The sequence below is a fragment of the Microbacterium sp. I2 genome, assembly GCF_051364985.1.
Classification (GTDB): Bacteria; Actinomycetota; Actinomycetes; order Actinomycetales; family Microbacteriaceae; genus Microbacterium.
Genome location: NZ_JBLWIH010000009.1, coordinates 172,670 through 187,590, shown reverse-complemented (window position 1 = coordinate 187,590; position 14,921 = coordinate 172,670). Strand labels below are relative to the sequence as shown.

General features: G+C 68.9%; 14 protein-coding genes. 8 read left to right on the top strand and 6 right to left on the bottom strand.

What is annotated here, in order from left to right:
* Positions 1-12 precede the first annotated feature (12 nt).
* Positions 13-621: a mycofactocin system transcriptional regulator gene (mftR, locus tag ACLKM7_RS07955; protein WP_436446613.1), complete on the bottom strand. Its 609-nt coding sequence runs from the start codon at positions 619-621 to the stop codon at positions 13-15.
* Between the two features lie 364 nt (positions 622-985).
* On the opposite strand from mftR, the gene ACLKM7_RS07950 reads away from it, so the two are divergent.
* From ACLKM7_RS07950 to ACLKM7_RS07930, 5 genes are all read left to right on the top strand, one after another.
* Positions 986-1,846, top strand: a complete 861-nt coding sequence (locus ACLKM7_RS07950; protein ID WP_436446612.1) for a mycofactocin-coupled SDR family oxidoreductase — start codon at positions 986-988, stop codon at positions 1,844-1,846.
* A 30-nt stretch (positions 1,847-1,876) separates the two neighbouring features.
* The gene (locus tag ACLKM7_RS07945) at positions 1,877-2,683 is read left to right on the top strand and encodes a mycofactocin-coupled SDR family oxidoreductase (RefSeq protein WP_436446611.1); all 807 of its coding nucleotides are present in this window, start codon (positions 1,877-1,879) and stop codon (positions 2,681-2,683) included.
* A gap of 31 nt (positions 2,684-2,714) precedes the next feature.
* Positions 2,715-3,548: a mycofactocin-coupled SDR family oxidoreductase gene (locus ACLKM7_RS07940; RefSeq protein ID WP_436446610.1), complete on the top strand. Its 834-nt coding sequence runs from the start codon at positions 2,715-2,717 to the stop codon at positions 3,546-3,548.
* Entirely contained in the window at positions 3,545-4,483 is a 939-nt protein-coding gene (locus ACLKM7_RS07935; protein WP_436446609.1) for an AAA family ATPase, read from the top strand. Before ACLKM7_RS07940 ends, ACLKM7_RS07935 begins: the two co-directional genes overlap by 4 nt.
* A 105-nt stretch (positions 4,484-4,588) precedes the next feature.
* Positions 4,589-5,461, top strand: coding sequence for a vWA domain-containing protein (locus ACLKM7_RS07930; RefSeq protein WP_436446608.1), 873 nt, complete (start codon positions 4,589-4,591; stop codon positions 5,459-5,461).
* Positions 5,462-5,580: 119 nt separating this feature from the next.
* Here the strand turns inward: ACLKM7_RS07930 and ACLKM7_RS07925 are convergent, their stop codons facing one another.
* Positions 5,581-8,103 carry an ATP-dependent Clp protease ATP-binding subunit gene (locus ACLKM7_RS07925; RefSeq protein ID WP_168913562.1) on the bottom strand — a complete coding sequence of 841 codons (2,523 nt, stop codon included), beginning with the start codon at positions 8,101-8,103 and terminating at the stop codon, positions 5,581-5,583.
* Positions 8,104-8,302: 199 nt separating this feature from the next.
* Here ACLKM7_RS07925 and ACLKM7_RS07920 point away from each other — a divergent pair, with 199 nt between their 5' ends.
* Both ACLKM7_RS07920 and ACLKM7_RS07915 read left to right on the top strand, forming a co-directional pair.
* Positions 8,303-8,929 (top strand): hypothetical protein, encoded by a 627-nt coding sequence (locus tag ACLKM7_RS07920; RefSeq protein WP_436446607.1) that lies wholly within the window; start codon positions 8,303-8,305, stop codon positions 8,927-8,929.
* On the top strand, positions 8,926-9,165 hold the full coding sequence (locus ACLKM7_RS07915; RefSeq protein ID WP_436446606.1) for a helix-turn-helix domain-containing protein: 240 nt from the start codon (positions 8,926-8,928) through the stop codon (positions 9,163-9,165). Before ACLKM7_RS07920 ends, ACLKM7_RS07915 begins: the two co-directional genes overlap by 4 nt.
* A 247-nt stretch (positions 9,166-9,412) precedes the next feature.
* Here the strand turns inward: ACLKM7_RS07915 and ACLKM7_RS07910 are convergent, their stop codons facing one another.
* The 3 genes from ACLKM7_RS07910 to ACLKM7_RS07900 all read right to left on the bottom strand — a co-directional run bounded on the left by ACLKM7_RS07910 (position 9,413) and on the right by ACLKM7_RS07900 (position 11,976).
* The gene (locus ACLKM7_RS07910) at positions 9,413-10,153 is read right to left on the bottom strand and encodes a hypothetical protein (protein ID WP_436446605.1); all 741 of its coding nucleotides are present in this window, start codon (positions 10,151-10,153) and stop codon (positions 9,413-9,415) included.
* Between the two features lie 114 nt (positions 10,154-10,267).
* Complete coding sequence (gene cls / locus ACLKM7_RS07905; protein WP_436446604.1) at positions 10,268-11,734, bottom strand: cardiolipin synthase; 1,467 nt, start codon at positions 11,732-11,734, stop codon at positions 10,268-10,270.
* Positions 11,735-11,793: 59 nt separating this feature from the next.
* Positions 11,794-11,976: a hypothetical protein gene (locus ACLKM7_RS07900; protein ID WP_168913555.1), complete on the bottom strand. Its 183-nt coding sequence runs from the start codon at positions 11,974-11,976 to the stop codon at positions 11,794-11,796.
* A 123-nt stretch (positions 11,977-12,099) separates the two neighbouring features.
* Between ACLKM7_RS07900 and ACLKM7_RS07895 the strand changes: the two genes are divergently transcribed.
* Positions 12,100-13,353 carry a DUF4192 family protein gene (locus ACLKM7_RS07895; RefSeq protein ID WP_436446603.1) on the top strand — a complete coding sequence of 418 codons (1,254 nt, stop codon included), beginning with the start codon at positions 12,100-12,102 and terminating at the stop codon, positions 13,351-13,353.
* A 23-nt stretch (positions 13,354-13,376) separates the two neighbouring features.
* Here the strand turns inward: ACLKM7_RS07895 and lysS are convergent, their stop codons facing one another.
* Entirely contained in the window at positions 13,377-14,903 is a 1,527-nt protein-coding gene (lysS, locus tag ACLKM7_RS07890) for a lysine--tRNA ligase (protein ID WP_436446602.1), read from the bottom strand.
* Positions 14,904-14,921 lie beyond the last annotated feature (18 nt).

Here is a 14,921-nt window from a genome sequence, read left to right as displayed (position 1 = left end):
GTTCCCTCGCGGCTAGACCTCGCCGAACGCCTCCGCGATGCGGTCGAACGCCTCATCGAGCAAGTCGAGCAGGTCGGCGTCCTCCCTCTCGAGCCACTGCTCGTATGCCGCAAGGCACAGACTCAGGCAGACCCAGGCGATCGCCTGCGCCGCGAGCGAGTTCGCCGGTTCTTCGCGCCGATCTGCAACGAACTCGGCGACGACCTGCCGCCACCCGCTGTAACGCAGGGTGGAGTGGGCCATGAGGTCGGGGACGTTCAGCAGCAGCCACATGCGCTGCCGGTGGAAGGGGATCTCGTCGGCCGGGAACCGGTTGAACTCCACGACGGCCTGGCGGAGCGCCTCCATCAGCGGCACATCGCGGGGAACCGAGGCAAGATGCGCGCGCATCCCGTCCAAGAGGTCGTCGAACTCTCCCCACGGCAGGTCGTTCTTGGATGTGAAGTAGCGGAAGAACGTGCGCCGCCCGATGCCCGCGGCCTTCACGATGTCATCGACGGTGGTCTCGTCGAAACCGCGCTCGAGAAACAGCCCCAGCGCGATGTGACTGAGCTCGCCACGGGTGGTCGCGGGTGAGCGCCCGATGCGGGGACGCGCGGCGGGAGCGTCGAGGTGGTTCATCCGGCCCCTTCCATTAGGCACCGAGTGTCATTAGTATCGTGCCACTACGGAGATCCGCCAATGAGGGCGGACCTCGCAGAAGGAGCATCGCAGATGGATGCCGGTACCCGTCGGACGCCGCAGGCTGGGGTAGCCCTGGCTGGTGCGCGGTCCGCGCGGCGTTCTCACCGCCTCGGCGCGTTCGCGCCGGCATCACCGCACGACCCCGAGTCAACCGGCATCGAACGATGCCAGCAGGAGGGCAGCCGCCCCGACTCCCGCTGAGCCCGCAGCCCTTGCACGCCCGCGATGACGTGGGCGCCGATCCGGCTGTGCGCTCACTCGGGTGGCAGCGGCGTGCCCGCGATCAGAAGGGAGAGGGAGCATGGGACTACTGGAGGGCAAGGTCGTGTTCGTCACCGGCGGGTCGCGCGGACAGGGCAGGGCACACGCCGTCACCAGCGCGCGTGAAGGCGCCGACGTCGTGATCATGGACACGCTCGACCAGATCGGCACGGTCGACTATCCGATGGCGACCCAGGAGGACTTCGACGAGACGGCCCAGCAGGTCGAGGCTCTCGATCGCAGAATCGTGTCGGTCGTGGGCGACGTTCGCCGCCAGGCCGACCTCGACCGCGCGGTGGCCGAGGGCATTGCCGAACTCGGCAGAATCGACGCGCTGATCGCCAACGCGGGGATCTTCTCACTGGCCCCGGCCCACGAGATGACCGACGAGATGTGGGACGACATGATCGCCGTCAATCTCACCGGGGTCTGGAAGTCGGCCAAGGCGGTGCTGCCGCACATGATGGAGCGCGGCGGCGGGTCGATCGTCATGACGTCGTCCATCAACGGACTCGAGCCCGGCGCCAATTACGTCCACTACTGCGCCGCGAAGTTCGGCGTCGTCGGCGTCATGAAGACCCTCGCGCTGGAGTACGCGCGGCACGGCATCCGCGTGAACGCCGTTCATCCCGGCGCCATCCTCACTCCGATGACGAGCTGGCAGGGGGCGTGGGACATGATGTCGGGCAAACCGGCCGGGCAGGGCACGGAGGCGGACATGCTCGAGGCCGGATACTCCTTCCACGCGCTGAAAGGCGCCGGCTTCCTCTCGCCGCAGCGCATCGCGGACGCGGCACTGTGGCTCAACTCCGAGCTGGCCTCGGCCGTCACCGGCATCTCGGTGCCGGTCGACGCGGGCCATCTCCTGCAACCCGGCTACAACCCGGACCCGGTCAAGTAGGCCGGGACCTGACCCGAAGGAGAAGCACACATGGGAAGAGTCGACGGCAAGGTCGCCCTCATCACCGGAGCCGCACGCGGGCAGGGCCGCAGCCACGCCCTGCGCCTGGCAGAAGAGGGCGCAGACATCATCGCGGTGGACATCTGCGGTCCGGTCCAGGGCCTGCAGTACTCGCCGGCCACGGAGGAGGATCTCGCCGAGACCGTCCGCCAGGTCGAGGCGCTCGACCGGCGGATCGTCGCGAGCGTGACCGACGTCCGCGACCGCGACGCCTTCAAGACAGCGATCGACGAGGGAGTCGCGGCGCTCGGCCGACTCGACATCGTCGTGGGCAACGCCGGCATCTGCATCATCGCGCCGTGGGACGAGGTGACCCCGGAGATCTGGGACACGACGATCTCGACCAACCTGACCGGGGTGTTCAACACGGTCCAGCTCACCGCGCCGCACCTGATCGCCGCCGGCGGCGGGTCGATCATCCTGACCAGCTCGGCCGCGGGACTGAAGGGCTTGCCGTTCCTCACCCCGTACGTGGCGTCGAAGTTCGGCGTGACCGGGCTCGGCAAGGCGTTCGCGACGGAGCTGGCCGAGCACAACATCCGCGTCAACACGCTGCACCCGACGGGCGTGGAGACCGCGATGGGTGAGATGGCGGATGCGTACCCGCCGCTGCTGGAGAAGCACCCTCGCGTGGGCGGGATGCTCACGAACATGCTGCCGATCGAGACCACGCAGCCACGCGACCAATCCAACGCCGTGCTCTTCCTCGCGAGCGACGAGGCCCGCTACGTCACGGCGCTCTCGATGACCGTCGACGCCGGCAACACGCAGTACTGATTCCGACACTCCTGGAGAAGGGAAAGAAGACATGGGACGGGTAGAAGGAAAGGTCGCTTTCATCACGGGGGCCGCTCGCGGCCAGGGGCGCTCGCACGCCGTGCGCCTCGCGCAGGAGGGCGCCGACATCATCGCCATCGACATCTGCGAGGCGATCCCCGAGAATCCGTACGATCCGGCCACGGAGGAGGACTTGGCAGAGACCGTGCGGCAGGTCGAGGCGCTCGATCGGCGGATCGTGGCGGAGAAGGCCGACGTGCGCGATTTCGCACAGCTGAAGGCAGTGGTAGACCATGGCGTCGCCGAGCTCGGTCGGCTCGACATCGTGTCCGCGAACGCGGGCATCTCGGGCAGCCCGAACAAGTCGGAGGACATCCCCGACGACGAGTGGACCAACATGCTCGACATCAATCTGTCGGGTGTGTGGCGCACCGTCAAAGCGGCGATCCCGCACCTGCGTACGGGGGGCCGAGGCGGCTCGATCGTCCTCACGAGCTCCGACGCGGGGCTGTTCGCGTACGAGAACATCGCGCACTACGTCTCGGCCAAGCACGGCGTGGTGGGGCTCATGCGCACGCTGGCCCTCGAGCTTGCGCCCGACATGATCCGGGTGAACTCCATCCATCCGACGACCGTCGATACCGACATGGTGCAGAACGAGCAGATCTACCGGCTGTTCCGGCCCGATCTGGAACATCCCACCAAGCAGGACTTCGCGGATGCCGCCACCCAGATGAATGCTCTCCCCATTCCGTGGGTCGAGGCGGTCGACATCTCCAACGCACTGCTGTGGCTCGCCTCCGACGAGGCCCGGTACGTCACCGGCGTCGCTCTGCCGGTGGATGCCGGGGCCGCCGTCAAGTGAGCACGTCGACGATGGATGCTTCGGCGAGCACCGCCGACCTGCGCCGGAGTCACGACCGGATCGCCGAGCGGATCATCGGCCGCCAGCGTGAGCTCGAGCTCACCCTGGCGGCCGTGGCCGCGGGACGCGACATCGTGCTGGAAGGTCCCCCCGGCACGAGCAAGACGACGATGCTCGCCGCCATCACCGGGGAATGGGGCATCCCGCTCATGTTCGTCGAAGGCAACGCCGATCTGACTCCCGCGAAGCTCGTCGGGCATCACAATCCGGCACGGGTGCTGCGTGAGGACTACTCGGCAGAGAACTTCGTTCCGGGCCCGCTCGTCGAGGCGATGCAACAGGGCGGCTTCCTGTACATCGAGGAGTTCAACCGGGCACCCGAAGACACCCTCAACACGCTGCTGACGGCGATGGCCGACCGCTCGATCGCGGTCCCCCGCGTCGGACGGATCACGGCTGCGCCGTCGTTCCGGGTGATCGCGTCCATGAATCCGTACGACAACGTGGGCACGACGCGGCTCTCGACCAGCGTCCACGATCGTCTCAACCGGCTTTCGGTGGACTACCAGGACGCCGACGCGGAGGAGCGCATCGTCGCGCTGCGGACAGGAGCCATGGGAGCCCTCGGGGAGCGGATGCTGCAAGACGCGGTCGCCGTGACTCGCGCGACCCGCGGGCATCCCGACGTCCGTCAGGGCTCGAGCGTGCGAGGGGCGATCGACACGACGCTCGTGGCCACTCAGCTCGCGGCATTGCGCGGCCTCGAGGACCCGACGGCCACGGACTACGCCGAGCTGGTCTTCGACGCCATGATCGTCGCTCTCTCGGGCCGCATCCATCTCGATGAGGCCGCCGAGACGACGCCGGAGCGCCTGCTCCGCGAGATCTGGGAGGACCGGTTCATCCTCGAGCCGCACCAGGCGGCGCCCGGGTGAAGAGAAGTCGCGGCAGACTCCCCGCTTGCGCGTGAGAAGCGCGGCGCGGCGACGCGCGGCACGCCTCTCCGCCGTCGGCCGAAGCAGCTCGACGCGCCTCCGCAGGTGTTCGACGTCTCCCCCGGATCGGCGGGGCTCGTGATGCCGGCATCGGGCGACCGCGGGGCGGCACCGGCGGCGCCAGGCGGGACGGCCGCTGCGCAGACCGACGAGGCCGGGACGGTCGTGCCGGTGCCCGACGACGCTCGGGCCATCGATCCGGCTGTCCGCGCCCGGGCTCGGCAGATCGCCGCCCGGCTCGCCGTGCCGCGAGCGCGGCGGGACGTCACCTCGCGACGGGGCGTGGGCGAACTCCTCAGCGTTCCGTATCGCGCCGGTTCGGACGACATCGACCTGGATCGGACGATCGAGGTCCTGGCCGAGCGGCCGGTGCCCGACGACGAGGACATCATCGTCCGCGAGCGCGTCCGGACGCGGCGATCGGTCGTGCTCCTCGTCGATGTCTCGGGATCGATGCGCGGTGAGCGCATCCGCACCGCGGCTGCCACGGTCGGGGCGCTCGCCGGCGAACTTCATCGCGACGCGCTGGCCGCCATCGCGTTCTGGTCGGACGCGGCGCTGCTGCTGAGCCTGGGCGATCCGGTGGTCCCCGATCGCGTGCTCGATGCCCTGCTGCGGCTCCCGGCCCGCGGGCTGACGAACGTCGGATTCCCCCTCGAGCTCGCCATTCGCCAGCTCGCGCGCGTTCCGGCGCGGGACGCCCGGGTCCTGCTCCTCTCGGACTGCGTACACAACGCCGGACCCGATCCACGGCCGATCGCCGCACGCCTGCCGCGCCTGGACGTGCTCCTCGATGTCTCAGGCGAGCACGACCTGCCGCTCGGCAGAGAGCTCGCAGCGCGCGGGCGCGGACGGTGCCGCGTGATCCGCACGCACCGTGACGTGGCGCCCGCGCTGCGTGCGGTGTTCTCGGACTGACAGACGAAGAGCGGTCCCCGCTTCCCCTCCAGGCGCCGCTGGCGCGTCGCCCGGAGCCTCGGGGGGCGGGGGCCCAGCCGCGGCCTCTAGCCGCGGCATCCGCTCTCTCTCGTCAGTGGTTACGCGTTCGCCGCGAGGTCCGGGGTCGCGGTGATCTCGCCGTTGTGGACGACGCCGACGGCGACCTTCTCGCCGCGCGGGCCGTTCTCGAAGACGAACTCGCCGTTCTCGGCGTCGACGGTCACGTGGTCGCCGGAGTTCAGCTCGCCGTGCAGGATCTTCTCCGACAGGCGATCCTCGACCTCGCGCTGCATCGCACGACGCAGCGGCCGCGCGCCTAGCGCCGGGTCGAAGCCGATCTCGATCAGCTTCTCCTTCGCGGCCTGCGACAGCTCGATCGTCATGTCGCGGTCCAGCAGCCGCTCGCCGAGACGCTTGGTGAACAGATCCACGATCTGCACCAGCTCGCCCTTGTTCAGCTGCGGGAACACGATGATGTCGTCGACGCGGTTGAGGAACTCGGGCTTGAAGTTGCGCTTGAGCTCTTCGTTGACCTTGCCCTTCATCCGGTCGTAGGTCGTGCCCTGATCGCCCTCGACCTGGAAGCCCACCGGGCCTCCCGCGATCGCCGACGAACCGAGGTTGGTCGTCATGATGATCACGGTGTTCTTGAAGTCGATGACGCGGCCCTGACCGTCGGTCAGGCGACCCTCTTCGAGGATCTGCAGCAGCGAGTTGAAGATGTCGGGGTGGGCCTTCTCGATCTCGTCGAACAGCACGACCGAGAACGGCTTGCGGCGCACCTTCTCGGTGAGCTGGCCGCCCTCTTCGAACCCGACGAATCCGGGAGGGGCACCGAACAGACGCGAGACGGTGTGCTTCTCACCGAACTCCGACATGTCCAGCGAGATCAGCGCGGACTCGTCGTCGAACAAGAACTCGGCGAGCGCCTTGGCCAGCTCGGTCTTTCCGACGCCGGTGGGGCCGGCGAAGATGAACGAGCCCGAGGGGCGCTTGGGGTCCTTGAGGCCCGCGCGCTGACGACGGATCGTCTTGGAGAGAGCGGCGATCGCCTCTTCCTGGCCGATGACGCGCTGGTGCAGCGCCTTCTCCATGAAGACGAGACGGCTCGACTCCTCCTCGGTGAGCTTGAACACCGGGATGCCGGTGGCCTGGGCGAGCACCTCGGCGATCAGACCCTCATCGACGACCGCGTGGCTCGCGACGTCGCCCGAGCGCCACTGCTTCTCGAGGCGCAGACGCTCGGCGAGGAGGGACTTCTCCTCGTCGCGCAGGCCGGCGGCCTTCTCGAAGTCCTGGTCCTCGGAGGCGCGCTCCTTGTCTTCGCGGACCTTGGCGATCTTGTCGTCGAACTCGCGCAGCTCGGGCGGGCTCGACAGGATCGACAGGCGCAGGCGCGCGCCGGCCTCGTCGATCAGGTCGATCGCCTTGTCGGGCAGGAAGCGGTCCGCGATGTAGCGGTCGGCGAGGTTCGCGGCGGCGACGATGGCGCCGTCCGTGATCTGCACCTTGTGGTGCGCCTCGTAGCGGTCGCGCAGCCCCTTCAGGATGTTGATCGCGTGGGGCAGGCTCGGCTCGGCAACCTGGATCGGCTGGAAGCGGCGCTCGAGCGCGGCATCCTTCTCGAAGTGCTTGCGGTACTCGTCCAGCGTCGTGGCACCGATCGTCTGGAGCTCGCCACGCGCGAGGAGGGGCTTGAGGATCGACGCGGCGTCGATCGCACCCTCGGCGGCACCGGCACCCACGAGCGTGTGGATCTCGTCGATGAAGACGATGATGTCGCCGCGCGTGCGGATCTCCTTGGTGACCTTCTTCAGGCGCTCCTCGAAGTCACCGCGGTAGCGGGAGCCGGCGATGAGCGAGCCGAGGTCGAGCGAGTAGACCTGCTTGTCCTTCAGCGTCTCGGGCACGTCGTTCTTGACGATCGCCTGTGCGAGACCCTCGACGACGGCGGTCTTGCCGACACCGGGCTCGCCGATGAGGACGGGGTTGTTCTTGGACCTGCGCGACAGGATCTGCATGACGCGCTCGATCTCCTTCTCGCGCCCGATCACCGGGTCGAGCTTGTTGTCGCGCGCGGCCTGCGTCAGGTTGCGACCGAACTGATCGAGCACCTGTGAGCCGCCCTGCGCACCTGTCGCGGACTCGTTCGCGGCGCCCGAGACGGCGGCCGGCTCCTTGCCCTGGTAGCCCGAGAGCAGCTGGATGACCTGCTGGCGCACCTTGTTCAGGTCGGCGCCGAGCTTGACGAGCACCTGGGCGGCAACGCCCTCGCCCTCGCGGATGAGGCCGAGGAGGATGTGCTCGGTGCCGATGTAGTTGTGGCCGAGCTGCAGCGCCTCGCGGAGGCTGAGCTCGAGCACCTTCTTGGCACGCGGCGTGAACGGGATGTGCCCGGTCGGCTGCTGCTGGCCCTGACCGATGATGTCCTGGACCTGCTCGCGGACGGCGTCGAGCGAGATGCCGAGGGATTCGAGCGCCTTGGCGGCGACCCCCTCGCCTTCGTGGATCAGCCCGAGCAGGATGTGCTCGGTGCCGATGTAGTTGTGGTTGAGCATCTTCGCCTCTTCTTGGGCGAGCACCACCACACGACGGGCACGGTCGGTGAATCTCTCGAACATCGTCTTTTCCTCCGGGGCGCACGGTTGCGGTGATGCACTGCTGGCGCCTTACATCGAGGGTAACCAGCGGGCGGATGCCGCATACCCGTGTTCGCCGTGGGCATAGCGGTCTGGACTTCTGGTGACACCTTGACCTCCGGCATCCGATGGGATTATCGTTTTTCGATAACAACGTTTATCGATATGGAATGGTGATCCGATGTCAACGACAGCACGCCCGCACGTGTCGCGCGGCGAAGGCTTCGCCCTGGGACTGATCGCGACCGGCGCGGTCAGCGTCGCGGTGGCGGCTCTGGTGGCGGTCGTCCGCGCCGCATTCGCGATCTTCGGGAGCGACCCGACGATCCGCATGCCCGTGACCGGTGGTGAGGTGACCGCACTGGCCGACGTCCCCGAGATCTCGGCGGCGACCTACGCGACGGCCGAGGTGACCTTCACCTCGCTTCCGGCCGGCGTGAGCTGGATGCTGCTGCTCGAGCAGGCGCTCCCCGCACTCGCGACCATCGGCGTGTGCATCGTCGCGTGGTGGCTCGGCGTCTCGCTCATGCGGGCCCGGCCGTTCCGTCCCGCGATGTCGAACGCGATCGGCGTCGTCGCCTGCCTCGTCCTCGCAGGCGGCCTCTTCGGCCAGCTGCTCGGCGCCTTCGGTCGGGCGATGCTGGTGGACGACCTCGCAGCGACCTCTCCCGAAGTCACGGACGTCTTCTGGATATTCCTCGTGGAGCTCGACCTCGCACCCGTCGGCTGGGGCTTCGCGCTGGCGCTCGTCGCCGCATCGTTCGCGATCGGCGCCCGCCTGCAGCGCGAGACCGAAGGACTGGTGTGACCCCCGCGGAGGATGAGGGACCGAGCGGGGTCCACTGCCGGCTCGACGAGCTGCTGCTCGAGCGTGGGATGACGCTCACCCGGCTCAGCGAGCTCGTCGGCGTCTCGGTCGTGAACCTGTCGATCCTCAAGAACGACCGGGCCCGGGCTATCCGCTACTCGACGCTGTCGGCGATCTGCCGCGCCCTGGACTGCGAGATCGGCGACCTCCTCGTCCGCGCCGACGCGTCGCTCTGACCCTGGCCGCGTCTCGGGCGCAGCGCCACGCGGGAGCGCGCCTCCGCCGGGCGGAGAAACGCGCTCCCGCCCGGCGGAGAATCGCGGCATCGGCGGAGGATTCGCGCGAGATACTCCGATCCCGGGCCGAACCTCCGCCGGGCGGAGACCCGAGCAGCAGAGCCGACACAGCGGTGGATCCCTCGCCGCGGGGCACAGGCGAGACGATTCCGGATGCCACGGCTCGCGGCATCCGGAATCCGACGCGTCAGTCGTTGCCGATGATGGGGATGCGGATGTTGTCGAACTCGGCGCCGGTGAGGATCGCGAAGGCCTCGGAGTCGTCGTCGAGACCCTCGGCCTGGACGAGCGTGCCGCGCGGGGCCATGTCCATCGTGCACACCTGGTCGGCGGGCGGCGTGGCGAACGTCACGGTCACCTCGGACCCGGCGGCGGTGACTCCCTCGACGGCCGGCACGCACGAGGACGAGCCCCACGTCAGCACGATGAACTCGCCGTCGTCGTCGGTCCAGCCGGCGCTGGGCAGGTAGTCGGTCTCGCCGCTGGGGTCGAGGCCGGCGACGCCGTCGAGGTCGGTGTCGCCGTGGTTGTCCCCGTACGTCACGCGGATCTCGAGCTCCTGTGTGGGGTCGACGCCCTCGGGCAGCCCGACGACCGTCGCGCGCGGCACGAGGTCGCGTGTGCAGGCGGTGTCGGCGGGCGGGTCGACGAGCTCGACCTCGAGCACGTTGCCGTTGAGCGCGACCTCACCGGCCGTGGGGACGCAGGTGGACGATCCCTCGGTGACGATCCCGATCATGCGGCCGTTGTCGAGCCATGCGGCATCGACCTCGATCTCGGTGCCGGCACCGCCCGACGAGCCGCCCGCGCTGGAGGACGGCGTGGCCGGCGAGCCGGGACCGGCAGTGGACGCGCACGCGGTCAGAGCGCCGGCGACGAGAAGCACCAGAAACGATCCGGCCAGGGCGGAAGTTGAGCGACGTGGCATGCGAGGGCCTTTCGATCCGGGATGCCGTGAGGCCAGGCATCCGTCCCCCCTATGGTGTCGCAACCGGGCCGGAAATCTCAGGCCTTCGATAACACCCCGGTCACGATCCTCCGCCTACTGCAGGGCAGAGGTCAACCGCGCGAGATTGTCGAGGACGGTGGACCGCAGCGGCTGCTTCTCCCATTCCTCCAGGGTCAGGTGGCGGCTCAGGGAGCGGTACTGGTCCTCGACCACGCGCATCTCGCGGACGAACTCCTCGCCGCGCACGAGCATCGAGATCTCCATGTTCAGACCGAACGAGCGCATGTCCATGTTGCTCGAGCCGATGATCGCGACCTCGTCGTCGATCGTGAGGCTCTTGGTGTGCAGGATGTAGGGCTTCTTGTACATCCAGATCTTCACGCCGGCGCGCAGCAGCGCCTCGTAGTAGCTGCGCTGGGCGTGGTAGACGATCGCCTGGTCGCCCTCCTCCGAAACGAACAGCTCGACATGGATGCCCCGCTGGCACGCCGTGGTGACCGCGAGCAGCAGCGCCTCGTCGGGCACGAAGTAGGGGCTCACCACGATGATCTGGCGCTGGGCGGCGTAGAGGAGCGCTGCGAACAGCTTGAGGTTGTTCTCGAACTCGAATCCGGGGCCGGACGGAATGATCTGACAGTCGAGGTCGCCGGGGCCGGATTTCACGTCGAACAGATCGATCTCGTCGGTGAGCACCTCGTCGGTCTCGCTGTACCAGTCGCTCAGGAAGACGGCATTGACGGATGCCACGACCGGGCCCTCGATCCGCGCCATGAGGTCGACCCAGTGCAGGCCGCGCCGGATGTTCTTCTTGAGGTTGTACGTCGAGTCCGTGATGTTCTGCGAGCCGGTGAAGGCGATGCGCCCGTCCACGACGAGCAGCTTGCGGTGGTTGCGCAGGTCGGGTCGCTGGTACTTGCCCTTGAACGGCTGCACCGGCAGCATCAGATGCCAGTGCGCGCCCATCGCGTCCAGCCGCTTGAGTGTGCGCCGGTAGAAGGGCTTGCCACGGTTGGCCCAGTGGTCGAGCAGCACTCGCACCGTGACGCCTCGCGCCGCCACCTCTTCGAGCGCGCGGAACATGTTGTCGGTCGAGGCATCCGATTGGAAGATGTAGAACTCGACGTGCACGTAGCGCTCGGCCTCGCGGATCGCGTCGGCCATCGCGTCGAGGCTGTCTTGATAGCCCGGGATGAGGTGGGCGGAGTTGTCGCCCGCGAGCGGCATCGCGCCGAGATTGCGGTTGAGGGTCACGAGCGACGTGAACCAGTCGGGCGCGTGAGGGCGGAGCGTGCCGAAGTCGAGCGACTCGCTCGTGTCGTGGATGTACTCGTTGATGCGCTCCTGCTTGCGGCGGCGCTTGCGGGGCAGCCGCGGGTTGCCGATCAGCAGGAACAGGAACACGCCGATGATCGGGATGAAGTAGATCGCGAGCAGCCAGGCCATCGCGGCCGTCGGCCTGCGGTTGCGCGGCACGATGATGATCGCCGCGATGCGGATGGCGAGATCAACGACGAAGACGACAAGGACCCACCACGTCGCATCGATCGTGATGGATATCACCTGGCCCCCTCCACACGTCGCCGGACGGCGCGGTTCCCCCAGCGTAGTGGGGGCCGGGGTCAGAGCTCGGAGGCGGCGGGAGGCAGGCCGCGCTTGGCGCGCTCTTCGGCCTCGATGCGGGCGTACTCGCGCCGCTCGTTGCGGTCGGCGCGAATGATGCTGCGGAGCACGAAGAAGAAGATCGCGCTGACGACGACGGTCGGCAGCAGAGTCCACAGCACTGCGAGCCAGTAGTCGTCCATGCCCTCCAGGATACGCCGGGCCTATGGGCGGTTCCTCCACAGGCGGGGTGGGAGCGCGGGGGCGGGCGGCATCCATCCACAGGTCTTCCGCGGCGAGCCGTCGCGGCCCGAGAGTCGGTCGACATGACGACCACCATCGTGAAGGCGGCGGATGCCGCGCAGTTCCTTTCCTTCGTGCCCCGCATGCTGGGCTACCACCCGACGCGGAGCCTCGTCGTGATCCCGTTCCACGGGTCGCGCACCCTCGGGGCGATGCGGATCGATCTGCCCGACCCGGCGAGCACCTCGGCCGACGCGGTCGCCTCCACGGTCATCGGCATGGTCTGCCGTCTTGCCGAAGCGGACGGATTCGCGGCGGTCGCGTATACCGGAGCGAGTTTCGCGGAGCACGACGGGATGCCGCACCGCGAGCTCGCCGAGGCGCTCGCCGGCCGCGCCGACGAGTGCGGCCTGCGCGTCGTCGACGCGCTGTGCGTCGCCGCCGACGCGTGGGGTTCGTACCTCGACCCGTCGTGTCCCGATGCTGGACGCGCACTCGCCGATCTTGCGGCGGTGGCGCCGGAGCTGGCGGAGCTGCCGGCGCCTGTGGGCGACCAGGCATCGGGCGCCGACCTTCCCGCCGTCGACCTCGCCGAGCGGGAGCTCGTCGGCCGGGCGCTGAATTCGCTGGAGGCCGCCGTCGCGGTGCTATGCGGCCCCGACGGCACTGACGGAGGCCGGCCGGGAGGCCCGTTCGCTCCGGACGACACGGATCCGGACGAGGTGGAACCGGACGACACTGATCCGGACGGCGGCGCTGGCCGTGCCGAAACCGGGTCCGCCGTGGCGGGCGCCGGCGCGCGCATCGATCCGCTGGCGCTGGAGGCGGTGTGCCTGCTCGACGACCTGCCGGACCTCTTCGAGGACGCGCTGACCTGGAACCTCGACGCCGTCGACCCGTACCGCGCCGCCGTGCTGGTGTGGTGCCTGTCGCGCCCGTCGCTGCGCGACGTCGCCCTCGTGCAGTGGAGCGGCACGATGGCGCACGGCGACGAGGCCTTCGACGCGCAGCTGCGGTGGGAGAACGGCGAGGAGTACCCGACCCACCTGGCCATGCGCATGTGGGGAGAGGGCGACCGGCCGGATCCCGGCCGCCTCGAGGCGGCGCTGCACCTCGTCCGCCGAATCGCCGCGGACGCGCCCCGCGCGTCGCGCCCCGGACCGCTCGCGATGTGCGCGTGGCTGTCGTGGGCGCTCGGCCGATCGACGCACGCCGAGGCGTATGCCGCACAGGCCTGTGAGATCGAGCCCGAGCACGGCCTGTCCGAGATCGTGCTGTCGTTCGTGCACGCCGGCCACCTGCCGGACTGGGCGTTCCGCCGGCCCGAGCGTTTGTGACGCGCTCGGCTTGCCGCCGCGTGCTACTTGACCAGCGGGAACAGGATGGTCTCGCGGATGCCGAGCCCCGTGATCGCCATGAGGAGCCGGTCGATTCCCATGCCCATGCCGCCCGTCGGGGGCATGCCGTGCTCGAGGGCCCGGAGGAACTCCTCGTCGATGCGCATGGCCTCGAGGTCGCCACGGGCGGCGAGCTTGGCCTGCTCGACGAAGCGCTCGCGCTGGATGACCGGATCGACGAGCTCGGAGTATCCCGTCGCCAGTTCGAAGCCGCGGGTGTACAGATCCCACTTCTCCACGACGCCCGGGATGCTGCGGTGCTCGCGCACGAGCGGGCTGGTGTCGAGCGGGAAGTCCATGACGAACGTGGGGCGCGTGAGCTCCGCCTTGACGAAGTGCTCCCACAGCTCCTCGACGAGCTTGCCGTGGATGACATGCGGCGGCTCCTCGACGCCGGCCGACGCCGCGAGCGCACGGAGCTCGTCGAGGGGTGTCTCGGGCGTGATCTTCCGGCCCGCGGCCTCCGACAGCGACTCGTACATCGACAGCCGGTCCCATTGCCCGCCGAGGTCGTACTCGGTGCCGTCGGCCCATGTGACAGTGGTCGACCCCGTCACCGCGACGGCGGCGTTCTGGATCAGCTCCTGGGTGAGGTCGGCGATGCCGTTGTAGTCGCTGTACGCCTGGTAGGCCTCGAGCATCGCGAACTCGGGACTGTGCGTGGAGTCCGCCCCCTCGTTGCGGAAGTTGCGGTTGATCTCGAACACGCGGTCGATACCGCCGACCACCGCACGCTTGAGGAACAGCTCCGGCGCGATGCGCAGGTAGAGGTCTGCGTCGAACGCGTTGGAGCTCGTGATGAAGGGACGAGCGGATGCCCCGCCGTGCTGCACCTGCAGCATCGGGGTCTCGACCTCGACGAAGTCGTGCGCCGCGAACGTCTCGCGCAGGCTCGCGTTGACCTTCGCCCGTGCGAGCACCGTCTCGCGGGCCCGGTCGCGCACGATCAGGTCGAGGAAACGGCTGCGAACCCGGCTCTCCTCGCTCAGCTCGGAGTACATGTTCGGCAGTGGCAGGATCGCCTTCGAGGCGATGCGCCAGTCGGCGACCATGATCGACAGCTCGCCGCGACGGCTCGAGATCACTTCGCCCGAGACGAAGACGTGGTCGCCGAGATCGACGAGTTCCTTCCAGCCCTGCAGCGATTCCTCGCCGACTCCCGCGAGCGAGACCATGGCCTGGATCCGGCTGCCGTCACCGGCCTGCAGTGTCGCGAAGCACAGCTTGCCGGTGTTGCGACTGAAGACGACGCGGCCGGCGACCGCGGCGGTCACGCCGGTCTCGGCGCCCGCTTCGAGGTCGCCGAAGCGCTCGCGCAGGGCCGGGATCGTGTCGGTGATCGGCAGGCTGACGGGATACGCGCCGCCCGCAGCATCCGTCCGCTCCGCGAGGAGCCGCTCGCGCTTGGCCAGCCGCACGGCCTTCTGCTCGAAGACGTCCTCTTCGGTCGGCTCGGCAGGCCCCTCGGGGGGCGCGGTCGTGTCGGTCATGGCGTGGGCTCCTCGGAA